Source organism: Buttiauxella sp. WJP83, from assembly GCF_027594725.1.
GTDB lineage: Bacteria > Pseudomonadota > Gammaproteobacteria > Enterobacterales > Enterobacteriaceae > Buttiauxella > Buttiauxella selenatireducens.
This window is the reverse complement of sequence record NZ_CP110080.1, coordinates 1,986,363-2,004,476: the sequence shown is the minus strand read 5'-3', so window position 1 is coordinate 2,004,476 and position 18,114 is coordinate 1,986,363. Positions and strand designations below refer to the sequence as shown.

General features: G+C 50.8%; 14 protein-coding genes. 5 read left to right on the top strand and 9 right to left on the bottom strand.

Translation table 11 applies throughout. The features are described 5' to 3' along the window. Positions 1–8 precede the first annotated feature (8 nt). The 5 genes from OH773_RS09285 to ebgR form a co-directional block, all read right to left on the bottom strand. Positions 9–611, bottom strand: coding sequence for a TetR/AcrR family transcriptional regulator (locus OH773_RS09285; protein ID WP_270145067.1), 603 nt, complete (start codon positions 609–611; stop codon positions 9–11). 217 nt (positions 612–828) lie between these two features. After that, positions 829–2,325: an amino acid permease gene (locus tag OH773_RS09280; protein ID WP_270145065.1), complete on the bottom strand. Its 1,497-nt coding sequence runs from the start codon at positions 2,323–2,325 to the stop codon at positions 829–831. 71 nt (positions 2,326–2,396) lie between these two features. Further along, positions 2,397–2,849 carry a beta-galactosidase subunit beta gene (locus tag OH773_RS09275; protein WP_270145063.1) on the bottom strand — a complete coding sequence of 151 codons (453 nt, stop codon included), beginning with the start codon at positions 2,847–2,849 and terminating at the stop codon, positions 2,397–2,399. Between the two features lie 10 nt (positions 2,850–2,859). Beyond that, positions 2,860–5,931, bottom strand: a complete 3,072-nt coding sequence (gene ebgA / locus OH773_RS09270) for a beta-galactosidase subunit alpha (protein WP_270145059.1) — start codon at positions 5,929–5,931, stop codon at positions 2,860–2,862. Between the two features lie 181 nt (positions 5,932–6,112). Then, entirely contained in the window at positions 6,113–7,099 is a 987-nt protein-coding gene (gene ebgR, locus OH773_RS09265; RefSeq protein ID WP_270145057.1) for a transcriptional regulator EbgR, read from the bottom strand. A 292-nt stretch (positions 7,100–7,391) separates the two neighbouring features. Here ebgR and ygjJ point away from each other — a divergent pair, with 292 nt between their 5' ends. Together ygjJ and ygjK are read left to right on the top strand one after the other, a co-directional pair. Further along, positions 7,392–8,441 (top strand): protein YgjJ, encoded by a 1,050-nt coding sequence (gene ygjJ / locus OH773_RS09260; RefSeq protein WP_270145788.1) that lies wholly within the window; start codon positions 7,392–7,394, stop codon positions 8,439–8,441. A 9-nt stretch (positions 8,442–8,450) separates the two neighbouring features. Next, positions 8,451–10,823 carry an alpha-glucosidase gene (ygjK, locus tag OH773_RS09255; RefSeq protein WP_270145055.1) on the top strand — a complete coding sequence of 791 codons (2,373 nt, stop codon included), beginning with the start codon at positions 8,451–8,453 and terminating at the stop codon, positions 10,821–10,823. 63 nt (positions 10,824–10,886) lie between these two features. Here the strand turns inward: ygjK and OH773_RS09250 are convergent, their stop codons facing one another. After that, positions 10,887–11,138 (bottom strand): GlsB/YeaQ/YmgE family stress response membrane protein, encoded by a 252-nt coding sequence (locus OH773_RS09250; protein WP_183269498.1) that lies wholly within the window; start codon positions 11,136–11,138, stop codon positions 10,887–10,889. Positions 11,139–11,367: 229 nt separating this feature from the next. On the opposite strand from OH773_RS09250, the gene ycgR reads away from it, so the two are divergent. Then, on the top strand, positions 11,368–12,099 hold the full coding sequence (gene ycgR / locus OH773_RS09245; protein WP_270145053.1) for a flagellar brake protein YcgR: 732 nt from the start codon (positions 11,368–11,370) through the stop codon (positions 12,097–12,099). Here the strand turns inward: ycgR and emtA are convergent, their stop codons facing one another. After that, positions 12,100–12,708: a membrane-bound lytic murein transglycosylase EmtA gene (gene emtA / locus OH773_RS09240; protein WP_270145050.1), complete on the bottom strand. Its 609-nt coding sequence runs from the start codon at positions 12,706–12,708 to the stop codon at positions 12,100–12,102. Positions 12,709–12,821: 113 nt separating this feature from the next. Here emtA and ldcA point away from each other — a divergent pair, with 113 nt between their 5' ends. Then, a complete protein-coding gene (gene ldcA / locus OH773_RS09235; RefSeq protein ID WP_270145047.1) occupies positions 12,822–13,760 on the top strand; it encodes a muramoyltetrapeptide carboxypeptidase in 939 nt (312 codons plus the stop codon). Positions 13,761–13,830: 70 nt separating this feature from the next. Continuing rightward, positions 13,831–15,561, top strand: a complete 1,731-nt coding sequence (locus OH773_RS09230; RefSeq protein ID WP_270145045.1) for a potassium/proton antiporter — start codon at positions 13,831–13,833, stop codon at positions 15,559–15,561. Between the two features lie 38 nt (positions 15,562–15,599). Here the strand turns inward: OH773_RS09230 and dadX are convergent, their stop codons facing one another. Both dadX and OH773_RS09220 read right to left on the bottom strand, forming a co-directional pair. Next, complete coding sequence (dadX, locus tag OH773_RS09225) at positions 15,600–16,673, bottom strand: catabolic alanine racemase DadX (RefSeq protein ID WP_270145043.1); 1,074 nt, start codon at positions 16,671–16,673, stop codon at positions 15,600–15,602. Positions 16,674–16,684: 11 nt separating this feature from the next. Continuing rightward, entirely contained in the window at positions 16,685–17,992 is a 1,308-nt protein-coding gene (locus tag OH773_RS09220; protein WP_270145786.1) for a D-amino acid dehydrogenase, read from the bottom strand. Positions 17,993–18,114: the final 122 nt, after the last annotated feature.

The following is an 18,114-nucleotide window of genomic DNA, read 5'->3' as shown; positions in this document are numbered from 1 at the left end:
GCTTGAATTTATAAGTTGATTAACAGACCAGCGACAACATCTTCGAGGATTTTTCTATCTGTAATGTTTTTATTGAGTACACGTAAACCGTAATAGCCCGCCATAAAGCCTCTTGCCATTTCAACGGCGGATGCTCTATTGCCAAGCTCACCGCTTTGTTGGCCTTCGATAAAAACGGCGACCAGCGTTTGCTCTAAGCGCTGACGATATTCATTATTCAGACTGGCAACGGCTTCATCTTTACTGCCCATCTCCAGAGCTGAAAATAAGACCATGGCATCATGCTGTTCTGGTTGAGAAAGATCTTCGGCAATACCCCAAAGCAGAAGGGTATGTAACCGCTCTTTTACCCGGCCAGATTGTGTGAGTATTGATAACTGTGCTGACATAGTTTGTTCATGGCTGCGTAACAACGCTTGCTCGTACAGAGCTTGCTTGCTACCAAAAGCATTATATAAGCTTCCCCGCCCTAATCCTGTGCCATCGCATAAATCTTGCGCAGAGGTACCCGCATAGCCATTGGCGCTGAAAACAGCAACGGCAGCATCAATGACATCCTGATCTTCGAACTTACGTGGACGACCTGGAAAGGTTGGTTTTTCAGCACTCATAGGGATGGGGGACTTGAAATGAGTTGAAGCGGCATAGTATTGATTATGGAACGATCAGTCAAATAATTTTCATAAAAAAATCAGCGGTGATGCGCAGACAGATTTTCTTATGAATTGCCTCGCACCACAGCTTTAGTTTTTACGCGTGATGACCACATAATTGCTGCTGTAATTCCTACAAAGCAAAAATGCGGCCCATTTCATGGCCGCATTTTTATTATTGCCGTGTTACCGCGACATTACCTGCCTGCGGTACAGCCTGCTTTCCCTGCTGCTGTTCAAGAACGATTTGCGCCAGCGGCGTATCCGCTTCATAACGCTCTTTCGCATCCAGGGTTTTCTCGTATTTGTTGTATTTCCACCAGGCATAGCCAAGGAAAATAACCAGACCGCCGACGTTATAAAATACGATGGTCATGATGCTGGCCCCGGTCGGGAAAGTTGACGCAATAAACCCGATGGTGAAGATAACGATCAATACGCTCACAATCGCGATACCCTGCATCCGTGAACCCATGCGGAAGTCGCGGTTCACTGCATCGTATTTCAAGCGCAGATTCAGGTAGGCAAGCATGATAAACAGCGGTGGCAACATCGACGCCGCAGCCGTCATGTTAATCAACGTGTTCATTAATTCCTGCACGCTACCCGAACCCACGGTTGGGATAAGCATCAATGGAATCACAATCAGGAATTGAATCCAGGCCGCGCGAGTCGGTACACCATGCTGGTTCAGGCTCACGGTCTTCTCGCCAAAGATACCTTTAGGGATCTCGGTAAAGAAGATTTTCACCGGTGCCGCCGTCCACATCAGCAATGAACCAAACATGGCGGTGAACGAAACAATACCAACAAAGCGGTTCATCAGCACGGTTGGCAGGCCAAAGTGTTGCGCCAGCCCACCAAAGACTTGAACCGTACCGCCGGTGTAGTGCAAATCAGACTGGTGAACAAAGACGTTAATCAGCAGCGATGACACGGTATAAAGAACACCGATGAACAGACCAGAAAGTATGATGACTTTAACAAACGCTTTGCTGCCGCCTTTGACGTCGTTAACGTACACCGCCACGGACTCAGCACCACCCGCCGCCTGGAAAATCCAGGCAATAATGCCGAGAAATGCCCAGCTGAACTGCGGAGTAATCGCCTGCACGTTGATTGGGTCTGCAGGTTCAACTCCCCCCACCACCGCTGCTCCTGCCAGAATGATGTAGGAGAAAGTGAGTAATAACATCAACGTGGAGGTGACTGACGTCATTGGTCCGAGCAATTTCGCACCGTGGTTTGAAATCCAGGTGGAGAACGCGAACAGGATAATACTGATAATTGCCGTGGTTAATGGTGTGAAAATATAGTCATATCCGAGGAACGCATACGAAGCGTATGCAATAACCCTTGGCAATAACGAGGTGAAGAAAAACAGATTCACAAACCAATAGGTGTACGCGGTAATAAATGCCCAACGGCCCCCTAGTGCGCTTTTCACCCAGGCGTAAACCCCGGCTTCTGAATTACGGTTGAGCGAAACGAATTCTGCGATGATTAAACAGAACGGAATAAAGTAAATAAGCGTGGCCACCAGGAAAACCGGTGCCGATGCGATGCCAAGCTGGACGTTATTATTAATGACGTTATTGAAGCTAAACACCGCCGCAAATGTCATCGCCAGTAAGCCAAACTTGCCAATTGTATTTCTACTAGTCGAAGCCATAGAAACTCCACATTGTGTAGGGTATTTTTATTGTATTGACCCGCCCAGACGTTCTGGACGGGTCGCGAAAGTTACTTATTCAGGAAATAGGTTTCCTCAACGGTGACTTTCAAAATGACTTTCCGTACGCCCTCTCCGGTGGAAAATCGGTACGCTTCGTGATTTTCAAAAATGACGACATTTCCTGCCACCAGCTTCTGCGTTGCTCCCTGCCCGCTAAAAAATTCCCTGTCGCTTTCATCGCGATAAGCCATTTCTGGGGTTAAGGTATTTTTGGCGGCAATTTCAACCTGTTGTTCACCGGCCAGGTAATAATGCACATCAAAATAACGGCGATGCCCTTCGAATAATTCCGTGTTTTCGGTAGCCCCTTCCGCCAGGCGATAAACCAGTGAATCACCGATGGAATAAAAAACATTCGGCTCGATATTCTTCAGGTTATTAATCGCTTCCATGCAGCGTTGCCATTTCTTTCCCGCATGATAAATGCGCTTAAAATCTTCTAAGGTGTTTAGAATAATCATTACCTGTACCTCAACAAGAATGTGCGCATTCTGAATGCGGCTGGAAATCATAGGCAGCGAGAGATGCAGCGCTTTGCCCCGGACGTAACGGCACCATCGTGAAGCCGTAGCTAAACGGTTTGAGATAAACCCGGAACGAATCCAACACTTCTGAACCCCAGGAGTTGGAACCTAAACCCAGGATTTGGTCATCAAGATTGAGTGTCAGGTAGCCACTTTCCTCAAGCTCATTGATGTGTTGCGCCTGTTGCAGCATTTCAGCGCTATACGGCCACAGACTGAAGTTAATCGGTTTGCGCGGTTGAATGAAAAGACCGTTGCCCATTCCATCTTCAACGGTGAGCCAGCGCACCTGCTGCCGGTTCCCGTTATCTTGTGGGAACGGGTAATTCTCAAAGAGGCTGTCAACAGACTGGCGATAACGCCCAATCAGGTTGCTCTCGCAGCTATCGGCGTAGTTTTCACCCGGCCCACGGCCATAATATTCAACCTGACTGAAACGCTTGCTGATGCCGAAATCGAGGCCGATTTTTGGAATAATCGCCTGATAATTTCCGTAAGGAACGCCCGACAGTTCAAGCGATATATGGCCCGCAGGGGTAATTCGCCACTGGTAGGTGCAACGCATGCCAAAATCGAAAACCGGAGGCGCAATCACGGTATCCACTTCAATGATGACATCGTCACCTTGCGCGGATTGTCGCATCGCACGGAAATGATGTTGCATCAGATGCACGTGATACGGCTGCCACAGTCCTTCAAATTCCTGCTTGTGGTTATCAATCGTCGGCTTGAAGAACGTGAGATGAGGTGCGCGCCCTACTATCTCCTCTCCCTGCACGTGCCAGGAGAGAAGCTCGCCACTCAAACGGCAGAAAGTCAGGGAAAAATCGGCACCACTGACGACTTGCTGATGCCCACGCGTTTCGTTCACCAGTGCGCTGGTTTGCTTCGCTGGCAGTGCTTCGCGCGCAGCCGCCGTCTGACGCAGAATTTGATACTGGCCAAGTGGATGCATCGCTTCGCTGTAAGCCGTGGCGTGACGTTTGTAGACTTCGACATTAATAAACACTTCACCTACGGGCAGCGATGGTGCATTCAGGTGGAGTTCTTCTTTTTCACCCGGTTGTAAACACGGTGCGGCCAGCGTGTGTTGCGCGATGATTTCGCCTTCAACCTGATAAGTGACGTGTAGTTCGATATCGTTCAGTGCGCTGAACCAGTAACGGTTCTCCACCAGCAAGACATCGTTCTTCTCTGTGGGATAAACAGCAACCGGACACAGAACTTGCTTATATTCGCGAAGCCCAGGACCAGGACGCTGGTCAGGGTAAATCAGCCCATCCATACAGAAGTTATAGTTGTTTGGATAATCGCCATAATCGCCACCGTACTGGTAACGCTCACGGCCCTGCTCGTCATGCACTAACAAGCCATGGTCGCACCACTCCCAGACATAATGTCCTTGCAGGCTTTTATGTTGATTGATGACCGTTTGATATTGCGCAAGCCCGCCAGGTCCGTTGCCCATCGCATGAGCGTATTCGCACAGGATGCGGGGTTTCGGGTGCGGATATTCACCAAAAGCATTCATCATTGAGACGCGGGAATACATCGTACTGATGACATCCACCACTTCCGCATCGCGATCTTCTTCGTAATGTACAAGACGAGTTGGGTCGAGCTGTTTGCAACGCGCCGTCATTGCGCGAATGTTGCACCCGTAGCCAGACTCATTGCCCAGCGACCAAATAATGATGGAAGGATGGTTTTTCTGCGCCAGAACATGACGTTCGATGCGTTCGACATAAGCTTGTTCCCATGCGGGATCATCCGTAATGCGGCTGATATCACCGACGTTGGCAAAACCATGACTTTCCAGGTCGGTTTCAGCCATCACAAACAAACCGTACTGGTCGCAAAGCGCGTAAAAACGCGGATCGTTAGGATAATGGGCAGTGCGTACTGAGTTAATGTTGTGCTGCTTCATCAGAATGATGTCGCGCTCAGCACGCGCCATATCGATGGCACGACCTTTTTGATGATCATGATCGTGGCGGTTTACGCCATGCAGTTTCAGGTAGCGACCATTCACGTAAAACAAGCCGTCGCGCACTTTAATATCGCGGAATCCAACCTGCTGCGGCACCACTTCGACGATTTCGCCACGGTTATCGCGTAGCGTCAGCAGCAACAGATAGAGATTGGGATGTTCTGCGTTCCACTGTTTTGGGGTTTTAACCGGTATGACGAACTGGCAGCGCGAATCGCTGTGGACAGACAGCGCATCGTGTTGCTGTTGCGCGACGCATTTCTCACCGTCAAAAAGTTGTGCCAGCAGTTGATAACCTTCGGCAGGTGTCGCCGCAATGTTGCGTAAGTCGCAGGAAAGCTGAAGTTCGGCATCACCGTAGTTTTCATCGAATTCGGTGACGACCGTGAAATCATGAAGATGCACATCTGGCTGACCCAGCAGGTAAACGTCGCGGAAGATCCCCGCCATCCACCACATATCCTGGTCTTCGATATAGGTTGAGTCCGCCCACTGCATCACGCGCACGGAGAGTAAGTTCTCACCGGCTTGCACGTAAGGGCTGATGTCAAACTCAGCGCTCAGGCGGCTACCTTTGCTAAACCCAACGTAGTGGCCATTCACGTACACTTCAAAGTAGGTTTCTACGCCGTCGAATTTGATAACAATCTGGCGTTGTAGCCATTGCGCGGTGAGTGAAAACTGGCGCTGATAGGCACCGGTTGGGTTGTTGGTGGGAACATAGGGGACATCAATCGGGAAAGGAAATCCTTCATCGGTGTACTGCAAATTGCCGTGGCCTTCCATTTGCCACATGCCAGGGACAGTTATCTCACCCCACTCAGGCATCGCTTCGCGGTAAAACTCAGCAGGCACCTTTTCAGGATGGTCAAAATAGTTAAACGCCCATTTGCCGCTGAGCAGCATAAAGCCCAGACTTTCATCCCGATTAAGGGTTCTTGCCTGCGCTTCGCTAGCGTAGCCATGAAACCAGGCGCGTGGTGGCAGCCGATTCTCAGATTGCTTGTCTATGTTTTCCCAGTTATTCACGCCAACATCCTCATTACGTGTGTAGGGGATAACAATAGTAAACATTTACTAAAATTAAAACTTTGGTTTTACTAAATGCCAAAGGGATCACAATAAATCAACATTGCGAAATGCGGGATGACGAGAAATCTTGAGGCGTTGCAGGGCGGAGTTCCGCCCTTAAAACTGCGTGAGTGACTGATTATTCAGCGGTCGTTGTGTCGCGCAGTTGCAGTGAACTGGGGACATAAACCGAGAGTGGGATGGTGCGATCATCACGCAGCCGCTCCATTAAGAGATTGACCGCCTGGGCACCCATGGTTTCAGAATGGATACGCACCGTAGACAACGCGGGGAAGACAAAGCGTGCGGTAGGAATATCATTCACGCTAATCAATGCCATCTGATCAGGCACTTTGATGCCGTGTTCATGCAATGCACGCAGCACGCCAATGGCAATGGAGTCGGTCGCAACGAACAAAGCTGGCGGGTAATCCCCTGATGTGCCGAGCATTTTCAGCGCACATTGATAACCAGACTGGCTGCTAAAATCACCGTAATAAACATCCTGCGCATTGACAACATTCTTGCTGCGCCCGTATTCAACGAACGCCTCTTCACGTTGATCAGCATATGCTGGGTCATCTCGCCCACCAATAAAACCAATCCGCATATAGCCGCGAGAGATGAAGTAATCGATAACTTTACGGCTGATTTTGTACAAATCCACGTTCACACAGTCAAAACGAGGATCGTCCGTCACACCATCGAGGAATACCAACGGTAGCTCTTGTTGCTCAAGCCAGGCCTGTGCTGAAGGCTGAGGTTTACCAATAATCAGTAAACCGTCGGCGGCGGCAACCGCCGGGCGTTCACTTTTAAAGTCGTAACAGGAAATGAGCGTAACACCAAGCTTTTCACATTGTGTTTCAATGCCATAGCGCATCGCCAGATAATAGGGGTCGTTGATTTCCAGTTCTTGCCCGTGGGTATACAGTGCCGCAAACGTCAGCCGCTGGCCGGCCTGTCGTTTAGCGCTGGGGACTTTATATTCCAGCCTTTCTGCCGCTTCGAGGATTTTTTGACGAGTCTGCGTTTTGACGCTTAACGTCGGATCGTCATTAAGCACCCGTGAAACTGTCGCCACAGAGACCTGGGCGGCCTGGGCAATTTCCTTCAATGTAGCCATAACATCCCAATAATCATCTGATAAACACCATTAACCCTAAGCCTGCGTCCTTGCGGCGCAATGCCAGCCGGGTAACAGCTTAATGTCATATCTGACACCTGTATACCCCTGTCTGACGCCCGATCAACGATGTGATCCAGTTATCGATTTCGTAACTTAAGTTTATTTTAAGTGTATTATTTAGTAAATATTTAACTAAAATCCTTGCCGTCATACTGGCGTGACGGAACGAGTGTGGCCAGGAAAATCAAAAAAATAACAAGGATTGCATTGAGTGAACAAAACATTATCTATGGCATCTTTAGTCTTTCTGCTGACCCCCGCAGGGACATTACTGGCGGCGGAAGCGGTCGTGCCTGCCGAGCATCAGACTCCAGAGCCCCCTACTCTGGTGGCGAAACCTTCAGAAACAGCATTTCGCTTCTATGGCGAGATGGGACTTGGCGGGAGCGTGTACCTGAACGGTGAGGATAAACATAAATATAGCGATGGCACTTATATTGAAGGCGGCCTTGAAATCAAACATGGCAACTGGTTTGGGTTGCTATACGGCGAAGGCTGGACGGTGCAAGCCGATAGCCAGGGCAACGCCTGGGTGCCGGATCACGGTTGGGGTGGCTTCGAAGGCGGGATAAACCGTTTTTACGGCGGGTATCGTACCGATAAAGGGACGGAGTTTATTCTCAGTGCACGTAATGACTCCTCGCTGGATGATTTGCAGTGGTGGGGAGATTTCACCCCCGAATACGGTTATGTCATTCCCAATACGCGCGATCTGACTTACGCCGCCAAAGTGCAAAACCTGACGGGGGATTTCCGTTACAGCATTACCGCAGCACCTGAAAGCCGCGTTGATGAAAGCACCGCGCTGCTGCACTTCGGTAAATATGATCGCTATTCGGACAAATACACGTATCGAGCCATGATCAATGGTTATCTCCAGTACGACATTCAGGAAGGGTTGACGCTGCTGAACGGTCTGGAAGTGACTGACGGCACAGGGCAACTCTTTTTGCTGGGATTACAGGGCAAAAATTTGGCCGGGCGTGTCTGGCATCACACTGGCAAAGGTGATGGGAACAACCCAGGTAGCGAAACAGGGATGATGGTTAGCGGCATGGTGGAACCCACCAAAGGGCTCTATTTATCCACCGCCTGGAGTTACGCAAAACATCTACTGGATAACGCCGAGGACCAGACCACCTCTTTCGCACAATTTGGGGTCTGGTATGAGTATTGCGATGGCAAATTCGCCACCGCGCTCGACAGCCGCTTTTATCTGCATAACGACACGACGGATGCCAGCAACTCGGTATTCCTGATGCAATATTTTTACTGGTAAGGAAACGTCATGAAACGATTACATCGTCTTGCTCCACTCGCCGTACTGTTGATTGTTGCTGGCTGTAGCACTAAACAGGCTGACACCACATGTTTAAAGGCCAATCAGTTCCACAATGTTATTGACCGCACGGGCGCGCCACAGGCAATGCTCGATTATGATTTTGATGAACATCAGCGTTTTAACCCGCTATTTGACGATGGTGCGTGGCATGGTCATTTGCTGCCAGCAAACAGTGAAGGTATGGGCGGATTCCCTGGTCCCGCGCTGCTGACCGAAGAGTACATCAACTTTATGGCGAACAATTTCGATCGCCTGAGCGTGTATAAAGACGGTCAGAAAGTGGCGTTCACCCTGCAGGCTTACAGCATTCCGGGGGCGCTGATTCAAACGCTGACGGCTCCTGGTGTCACGGTAAAAATGACGCTGCGTTTTGTCACCTCTCGCACCTCGCTGCTGGCAACAGAAATCACCACCGACACCCCGCTTGAGCTGGTGTGGGACGGCGAACTGCTGGAAAAATACCATCTGCAGGAACAAAAACCGCAGTCAAACGAGACGATTGATCAGGCATTCCCTGATTACTCCCGCACCCTACACGCCACCAAAGATGGTCTGAACGTGACCTTTGGCAAAGTGCGCTCCGACTCGAACCTGATGACGTCCGGTGAGTCGCAGTACCAAATCCACAAAACGCTGCCGATGAGCACCCAAATAAGCGGGCATCGTTTTGTTGCGAAGGCAAACATTGCGAGTTCTACCACGATCTACACCACTTATTCACATCTGCTGAATGCGGCTGAGGTGCAAAAAGAACAAGCCAAAATCACCGATATTCTCAAGCATCCCCAGCCGTACCTCACTGCGTCTGAACAACGCTGGGAGGGCTATCTGAACAAAGGATTAAACAATCCTGATGCCACAGAGGCCCAGACTCGCGTCGCGGTAAAATCGATTGAAACGCTTAACGGCAACTGGAGAGGTGTCGCAGGGGCAATGAAGTTTGATTCCGTCACGCCGTCTGTTACCGGGCGCTGGTTCTCTGGCAACCAGACCTGGCCGTGGGACACCTGGAAACAGGCTTACGCGATGGCGCATTTCAACCCTGACGTCGCAAAAGACAACATCCGCGCCGTGTTCGCGTGGCAAATCCCGGTCGATGATCCGGTTCGTCCGTGGGATGCGGGGTTTGTGCCAGACCTGCTCGCCTATAACACTAACCCGGAACGCGGCGGTGATGGCAGCAACTGGAATGAGCGCAACACCAAACCGAGTCTCGCCGCCTGGTCGGTCATGGAAGTGTATAAAACCACGGGTGAGAAAGCCTGGCTCGAAGAGATGTATCCGCATCTGGTGGCTTATCACGACTGGTGGTTGCGCAACCGTGACCACAACAGCAATGGCGTACCGGAATACGGTGCAACGCGCGATAAAGCGCATAACACCGCCAAAGGCGAGATGATCTTTACCGTTAAGCGCGGCAACAAAGAACAAAAGATGGTCGGACTGGAGAACTACAACCGCGTTTTACGCAGCGGAAAATATGACAGCATCGATATTCCGGCGCAGGTAGCGGCCGCCTGGGAGTCAGGGCGTGACGGTGCGGCAGTATTTGGTTTTATCGAACCAGACCAGTTGCAACGTTATCTTGAGAAAGGCGGTAAACGCGAAGACTGGCAGGTGCTGTTCGCTGAAAACCGTGCCGCAGATGGCACCTTGCTTGGCTATTCCTTGCTCCAGGAATCGGTCGATCAGGCCAGCTACATGTATAGCGACAGCACTTATCTGGCACAAATGGCAGATATTCTGGGTAAACAGGATGATGCACAGAAATTCCGCAATCATGCCCAAAAACTGGCCGATTACATCAACACCTGTATGTTCGACGACGCGACCGGTTTCTACTACGACATCCGCATCGAGGATAAACCTCTGCCGAATGGCTGCGCGGGCAAACCTATTGTTGCGCGTGGCAAAGGGCCAGAAGGCTGGTCACCGTTATTTAATGGTGCCGCGACCCAACAACATGCTGATGCCGTCGTGAAGGTGATGAAAGATCCAAAAGAGTTCAACACTTATGTGCCATTGGGTACCGCGGCCCTCACCAACCCGGCATTTGGGCCTGATATATACTGGCGTGGACGTGTGTGGGTGGATCAGTTCTACTTCGGTCTAAAAGGGATGGAGCGTTATGGTTATCGTGCCGATGCCGTCGAAATGGCGAATAGCTTCTTTGCCCATGCTAACGGGTTGATTACCGACGGCCCTATCCGCGAGAACTACAATCCGTTAACCGGTGAACAGCAAGGCGCGCCAAACTTCTCATGGAGTGCCGCGCATCTGTATATGTTGTACAACGACTTCTTCACTCAAAAGCAGTAAAAATAAAACGGCCCCAGAAATGGGGCCGCTCTGACAGAATAACTTCAGGTATGACGCGAAGTGTTAGCGTCGAACCATTCGGTAAATAATCAATACAATAATTGCGCCCGCAACGGCAACCAGGAAACTTGGAAGGTTAAAGCCCGTTACACTGCCTCCGATATGAAGAAATGTTGCAATCCAGCCACCCACTACAGCACCGATAATCCCCAAAATACACGTCAGGATAAAACCGCCGCCGTCTTTACCAGGCATAAGAAGTTTTGCGATGACACCAGCTATCAAACCGAAAATGATCCAGGCCAGAATACCCATGTTGAACGTCCTCTTCTTTATTGTTTGTGGTAACAAGCCAAAACCCACGTAATCTTCCACCGGGTTCTGTCTGTCGGTACGCTAAGTATATACCTGCCATAGAAAAACGTGACCGACATCACTAAGTTATTGAATTTATCACCATAAAACCTTGAGATTTATCTTAAGTTTTTTATTTTCCTGCCGATAAATTTTCTTACAGCTTTCAAAACACAACATGGACCTGGCCTTGAGTAACTATAACGAGCATTTTCTGAAACAAAGTCCTCTGGCAGTATTAGGCGTGTTACGTGATCTCCATAAAAACCAAGTGCCGATTAGAATTAGTTGGCAATCAGGGCAATTTATTACCAAAATCCTGGAGGTTACCGCATCAGGTTTGATTGTGGATTTTGGCAGCCAGTCGCAGGAAAACCAGGCCGCGCAAAAAGCAGCGAATATTCAATTCACCGCTGAAACAGAAGGCGCGAAGGTAGAATTTACTTTGCCGAAAATACAGCCGGTGAATTACCTGAATTTGCCGGCATTCCATGCCCCTATCCCACCGACGTTGTGGTTCGTGCAGCGTCGGGAATATTTCCGCATTACTGCCCCCCTTCAACCCTACTATCTCTGCAATGCCACGTTGCCGAATGGCTCCCCTTTCCAGTTCAGACTTTGTGATTTGTCACTGGGCGGGATGGGTGCATTGGTCGACGGGCCTCTCCCGGACGGGGTGAAGGACGGAATGCGATTTTCTCAGGTTGAACTCGATTTAGTGCAGTGGGGAAAATTTCATTTTGATATGCAGTTAATCACCTTATCTGAACGTAAAGTGATCGACAGTAAAAACCAGACTATCAGCACCCCTCGGCTGAGTTTCCGTTTTCTTAACGTTAACCCCGCCGTGGAGCGCCAGTTACAGCGTATTATTTTTTCGCTGGAACGTTCAGCCCGCGAAAAGGCGGGCCGGATTAAGTAATTACATCGCGTTTAACGCTTTAGACACTTTATACAAATATCGCGGTGCTTGCGGTGCTGGGTGATTCTTAGCGATGTATTCGTAAAACTCGTCTGGGCTCAGGTCATTGATCTCATCAATGGCCTTTTTACGATCGGATGAGAACGTTCTGAGCAATGCGCCCGCACCGTTAGCATATGAAGCCAGTAAGGCATACTGCATCGTTTCTGGATCTTCTATACCCGCAAGAATGCCGTGTTCGAGAATGCTCAAATACGCGGTACCAATCGAGATATTACGCGCGGGATCTTTCAGTTCGCTGGTTGACGGTTGTCCGCCCCAACCCAGATGGCGGTATACATCTTTGCCCGCCGTTGACGCTTTAATCTGCATCAGACCCACGGCATTAGACTTACTGACCAATGTCGGATTGCCACCGGACTCCACCGCAATAATTGCCGTCACCACGCGCGGGCTAACGCCCCACTCTTTCCCCGCTTGCTCGGTTATCGGCATCCAGGTTAATGCGCGTTGTACCGGTTTTGTTGGGTCCCACTCAGGTTGTTTCTTGGTATGACTTGAACAGCCCGCTAATAACAAAATCAATACAATCAGCCATCTTTTATTCACGCATCTATCCTTATATTACTGAGCCGTTATTACCGCGATTCGTCGTTACCGGCGGGTGACAACCACCGTTTCAAGCGGCATGATAACCAATTCACTTTACGCAAGGAAATGCCATGTCCACGTTTCGATTGATTGCCCCTTCAGGATTCTGTGTTAATCAGGCTGCTGCCGCTCGCGGCATCGAGCGCTTGAAAACCTCGGGTCACCGGGTTGAGAACCAATCGGTGGTGACCCGGCGCTTCCAACGATTTGCCGGGACGGACGATCAACGTCTGGCAGATATTCAGGATTTATCTGCCCTGCCGCCAGAATGTGACATTGTACTTGCAGTTCGTGGTGGTTATGGGGCAACTCGCCTGCTTGAGCATATCGACTATTCAAGCCTTGGCCGTGCTTTTGCTGAACGGACACCGATAATTTGCGGGCATAGCGACTTCACGGCAATACAGTTAGCGCTTCTTTCCCAAACAGGGACGATAACGTTCAGCGGGCCAATGCTTGCCGGTAATTTTGGCGCAGAAGAGTTAAACCGCTTCACCTGGCAGCATTTCTGGCAAGCGATAACCGAACCGAGATTTACCGTGAGCTGGCAGAGCGCCACGCCTGCCTGTTCGGCGAGCGGTACGCTGTGGGGGGGAAATCTCGCGATGCTGGTCTCCATGATTGGCTCGCCGTGGCTCACCGTGATTGATGGCGGCATTTTAGTGGTTGAAGACATTAACGAGCATCCCTTCCGCGTTGAGCGCTTATTACTGCAACTTCATCACGCGGGAATTTTAGCGCGTCAAAAAGCGCTGATCCTCGGCAGTTTTAATGGGGCAACGTTAAGCGATTACGACGACGGATATGACTTCGACGCAATGTGCCAGATGTTGCAGCAGCGCTTGTCGATCCCTGTTTTACGCGGATTACCGTTCGGGCATGAACCCGAAACTGTCACTCTGCCGCTGGGCGCGTATGGAGAACTGCATCACGATGGGCAAACTGCCAGCCTGACGATAAGCGGTCACCCCGTTATCAGCCAAAAAAAGGCGCATCCGGGCACCAGATAGCACAATTAATCAATGCTTTCCGTGGTAACATTTCGCAACGAATGGCACAGGTAAAAGGAGAAAGATAATTTTGGACGCAGGGGCGATAGTCAGTCTGTTTATTTTAGGTTCCGTACTGGTAACTTGTAGCATCTTATTGAGTTCTTTTTCCTCTCGTCTTGGTATCCCCATCCTGGTTATCTTCCTCGCCATCGGTATGTTGGCGGGGATCGACGGTATTGGCGGCATTCCCTTTGATAATTATCCTTTCGCTTATCTAATCAGTAACCTGGCACTGGCGGTGATCCTGCTGGATGGCGGCATGCGTACCCAGGCCAGTTCGTTTCGCGTCGCACTTGGCCCAGCACTTTCACTTGCCACAGTAGGCGTGTTGGTGACCTCGGGCTTAACCGGCATGGCCGCCGCGTGGTTGTTTAATCTCAACTTAATTGAAGGTTTGTTGATTGGCGCAATCGTCGGTTCAACCGATGCGGCAGCCGTTTTCTCATTGCTGGGCGGCAAAGGTCTTAACGAACGTGTCGGTGCCACGCTTGAGATTGAATCGGGTAGCAACGATCCGATGGCGGTGTTTCTGACCATCACACTCATTGAGATGATCCAGCATGGGCAAACCGGCCTGAGCTGGATGTTCCTCATGGATATCATTCAGCAGTTTGGCCTCGGGATTGTACTGGGCCTCGGTGGCGGTTATCTGCTGCTGCAAATGATTAACCGAATTACGTTGCCGCAAGGTCTGTATCCGCTGCTGGCGTTGAGCGGTGGGATTATGGTGTTTGGCATTACCACGGCACTCGACGGCAGCGGGATTCTGGCAGTCTATCTTTGTGGTTTCCTGCTGGGCAACCGCCCGATTCGCAGCCGCTTTGGTATTTTGCAAAACTTTGATGGGCTGGCGTGGTTTGCGCAAATCGGCATGTTCCTGGTACTGGGGCTGTTGGTCAATCCGTCGGATTTACTGCCGATTGCCATTCCTGCCCTGCTCTTGTCTCTGTGGATGATTTTCTTTGCCCGTCCGCTGTCGGTGTTCCTGGGACTGTTGCCGTTCCGTGGCTTTAATCTGCGAGAGCGTGTGTTTATCAGTTGGGTGGGATTACGCGGCGCGGTGCCGATTATTCTCGCCGTATTCCCGATGATGGCAGGCCTTGAAAACGCCCGTCTGTTCTTCAATGTGGCTTTCTTCGTGGTGTTGGTTTCGCTGTTATTACAGGGTACGTCACTGGGATGGGCCGCTAAAAAAGCCAAAGTTGTGGTGCCGCTCGTGGGTTGGCCAGTTTCTCGCGTGGGTCTGGATATTCATCCGGAAAACCCGTGGGAACAATTTGTTTACCAACTCAGCGAAGATAAATGGTGCATTGGTGCCTCCCTGCGTGACCTGAATATGCCGAAAGATACGCGCATTGCCGCCCTGTTCCGTGACAATGTACTGATGAATCCGGGCGACCGTACGCGATTACAAGTCGGCGATGTGCTCTGCGTGATTGGCCGTGAGCGTGACCTACCCGCGCTGGGTAAAATGTTTAGCCAGTCACCGCCTGTGTCGCTCGATCAGCGCTTCTTTGGTGACTTCATTCTCGAAGCCAATGCCCAGTTTGCTGATGTCGCGACCATTTATGGCCTTGATTTGGATGACAGTGTTAATACGCAGCAAACGCTGGGCGAGTTTGTGGTGGGCATGCTTGGCGCAGCACCCGTGGTCGGTGACCAGGTGGAGTTTGCAGGCATGATTTGGACTGTTGCGGAAAAAGAAGATAATCAGGTGCTTAAAATCGGTGTTCGCGTAGAAAGCAACGAAACCGAGTAGTCACAATAAAGGGCGGGAGACCGCCCTTTAGCTCACCACTAAGACTGCGTCACAACCGGCACACGAGGTGCCAGCGCACACATCAGTTCGTACCCTATCGTCCCCGCAGCATGGGCGACGTCATCAATTTTAACCTCGTTACCCCACAGTTCTACCGGGCTACCAATCCCGGCTTGTGGACATGGTGTCAGGTCGACCGTCATCATATCCATCGAAATGGCTCCCACCGTGTGCGTTAACACACCGTTGACGCGCACGGGTGTTCCGTCAGGGGCATGGCGAGGATAACCGTCGGCATATCCGCAGGCGACGATCCCGATACGCTGCTCGACTTGAGCTCGATAGCGACTGCCGTAACCCACCGCGTCTCCTGGCTTTAAGTTCTGGACACCAATGATTTCGCTTTGCAGGCTCATCACCGGTTGCAAACCGCTGGTTGCGACATCGCACCACTGGCCGGTTGGCGATGCGCCATACAACACAATCCCAGGGCGAACCCAGTCGAAATGCGCTTCAGGATGCCATAGCGTTGCTGCAGAGTTAGAAAGTGAACGAGGGCAATCTATGCCCTCAGCGGCCTGCTCAATGCGTTTCATGGGTTCTGTGATGCCGTCCATTTGCTCGGCATCGGCAAAATGTGCCATCAACGTTAACTGGCCGACATTGGCAATCGCCCGCAGTTGTTGCCAGATAGAGTGCACCCGCTCAGGACTGAACCCGAGGCGGTTCATGCCACTGTTCATTTTCAGATAAACATCCAACGGCGCCTTAAGTTTGGCATTCGCCAGTGCCTTCACCTGCCAATTACTGTGAAGACTGGTGGTGAGGCGATACTGGTCAAATAGCGGCAGTTCATCAGCATGGAAAAAGCCTTCGAGCATCAGAATTGGCCCTTTCCAGCCGCGTTCGCGGAGCAAAATAGCCTCTTCGAGATTGAGCATCGCGAAACCATCGGTTTCACCCAATGAAGACCAGATGCGTTCCAGCCCATGACCATAAGCATTTGCTTTAACGACCGACCAGACACGCGAATGAGGCGCGGCCTGGCGAACAACCTGTAAATTGTTACGCAGCGCGCTAAGTTTCAGCGTCGCAACAATAGGACGGGACATTGTCCACTCCTTTATTGATATGAGTTATGCGCGTTATGCAGACGCCGTGAATCTGTCGGAGTGAATCCAGGGGAATAACGTGCAACCGCGAGATCGTCGAACGGGATCGCTGGTGTTCTTCCAGAAATTAAATCACTTAACATCTGACCCGAGCCGCAGGCCATCGTCCAGCCCAGTGTTCCATGCCCGGTGTTGAGCCATAAATTCTTGAACGGTGTACGCCCAACAATCGGTGTGCCGTCTGGCGTCATAGGACGTAAACCCGTCCAGAACGTCGCCTGCTCAACATGCCCGCCGCGTGGATACAGGTCACGCACCACCATTTCCAGGGTTTCACGGCGAGGTTTCAGCAATTCAGTGTTAAACCCGACAATTTCCGCCATTCCACCGACACGAATGCGTTGGTCAAATCGCGTGATCGCAATTTTGTATGTCTCATCGAGAATAGTCGAAACCGGAGCGCCTTGCTCATCGGCAATGGGGATGGTCAGAGAGTATCCTTTGAGTGGATAGACAGGAATATCAACGATATTTTTCAATAACCCGGTGGAGTATGAACCGAAAGCGACCACATAAGCGTCGGCTTTCACCACCTCTTTACCGCACTGCACGCCATAAATATTTTGGCCTTCGTACAGCAGACGATCGACTGGCGTATTGAAACGGAACACGACGCCCGCCTCAGCAGCCATGCGTGCCAAATTCTGCGTGAACAGTTGGCAGTCGCCTGTTTCGTCATTAGGTAAGCGCAAGCCGCCAGTCAGTTTATGGGCAACATCAGCTAATGCGGGTTCAACCTCAGATAAACGATTGGCTTCCAGTAATTGATACGGCACACCGGCATCTTCGAGTACCGCAATGTCTTTCGCCGCATTTTCAAACTGCTGCGCCGTGCGGAACAATTGCAACGTCCCACCCTGCCGGCCTTCATATTGAATATTGGTGTTATGGCGCAGTTCTTTCAGGCAATCGCGGCTGTACTCCGCCAAGCGCACCATACGGCCTTTGTTTTCCATGTAATGGCGCATGTCGCAATTACGCAGCATTTGCAGCATCCACTTCAGCTGAAATTGCGTGCCATCGAGGCTGATGGCCAGCGGTGCGTGGCGTTGGAACATCCATTTAATGGCTTTAAGCGGCACGCCCGGTGCAGCCCAGGGCGCAGCGTAACCCGGTGAGATTTGCCCGGCATTTGCCGCGCTGGTTTCCATAGCTGGCCCCGCTTCCCTGTCGATAACCGTGACATCATGCCCAGCCTGGCGCAAATACCAGGCACTGCTGACACCCACAACACCACTTCCCAGCACCACAACATGCATAACCATTCCACCATTTAGCTAAAAGAATAATCTTCTGATTACAAATTGATAACCCAGATGAAAATGTTATTCAACATATGGCTTTATTATAGTGACTTTCCTCACATCTCAACCTGATATAG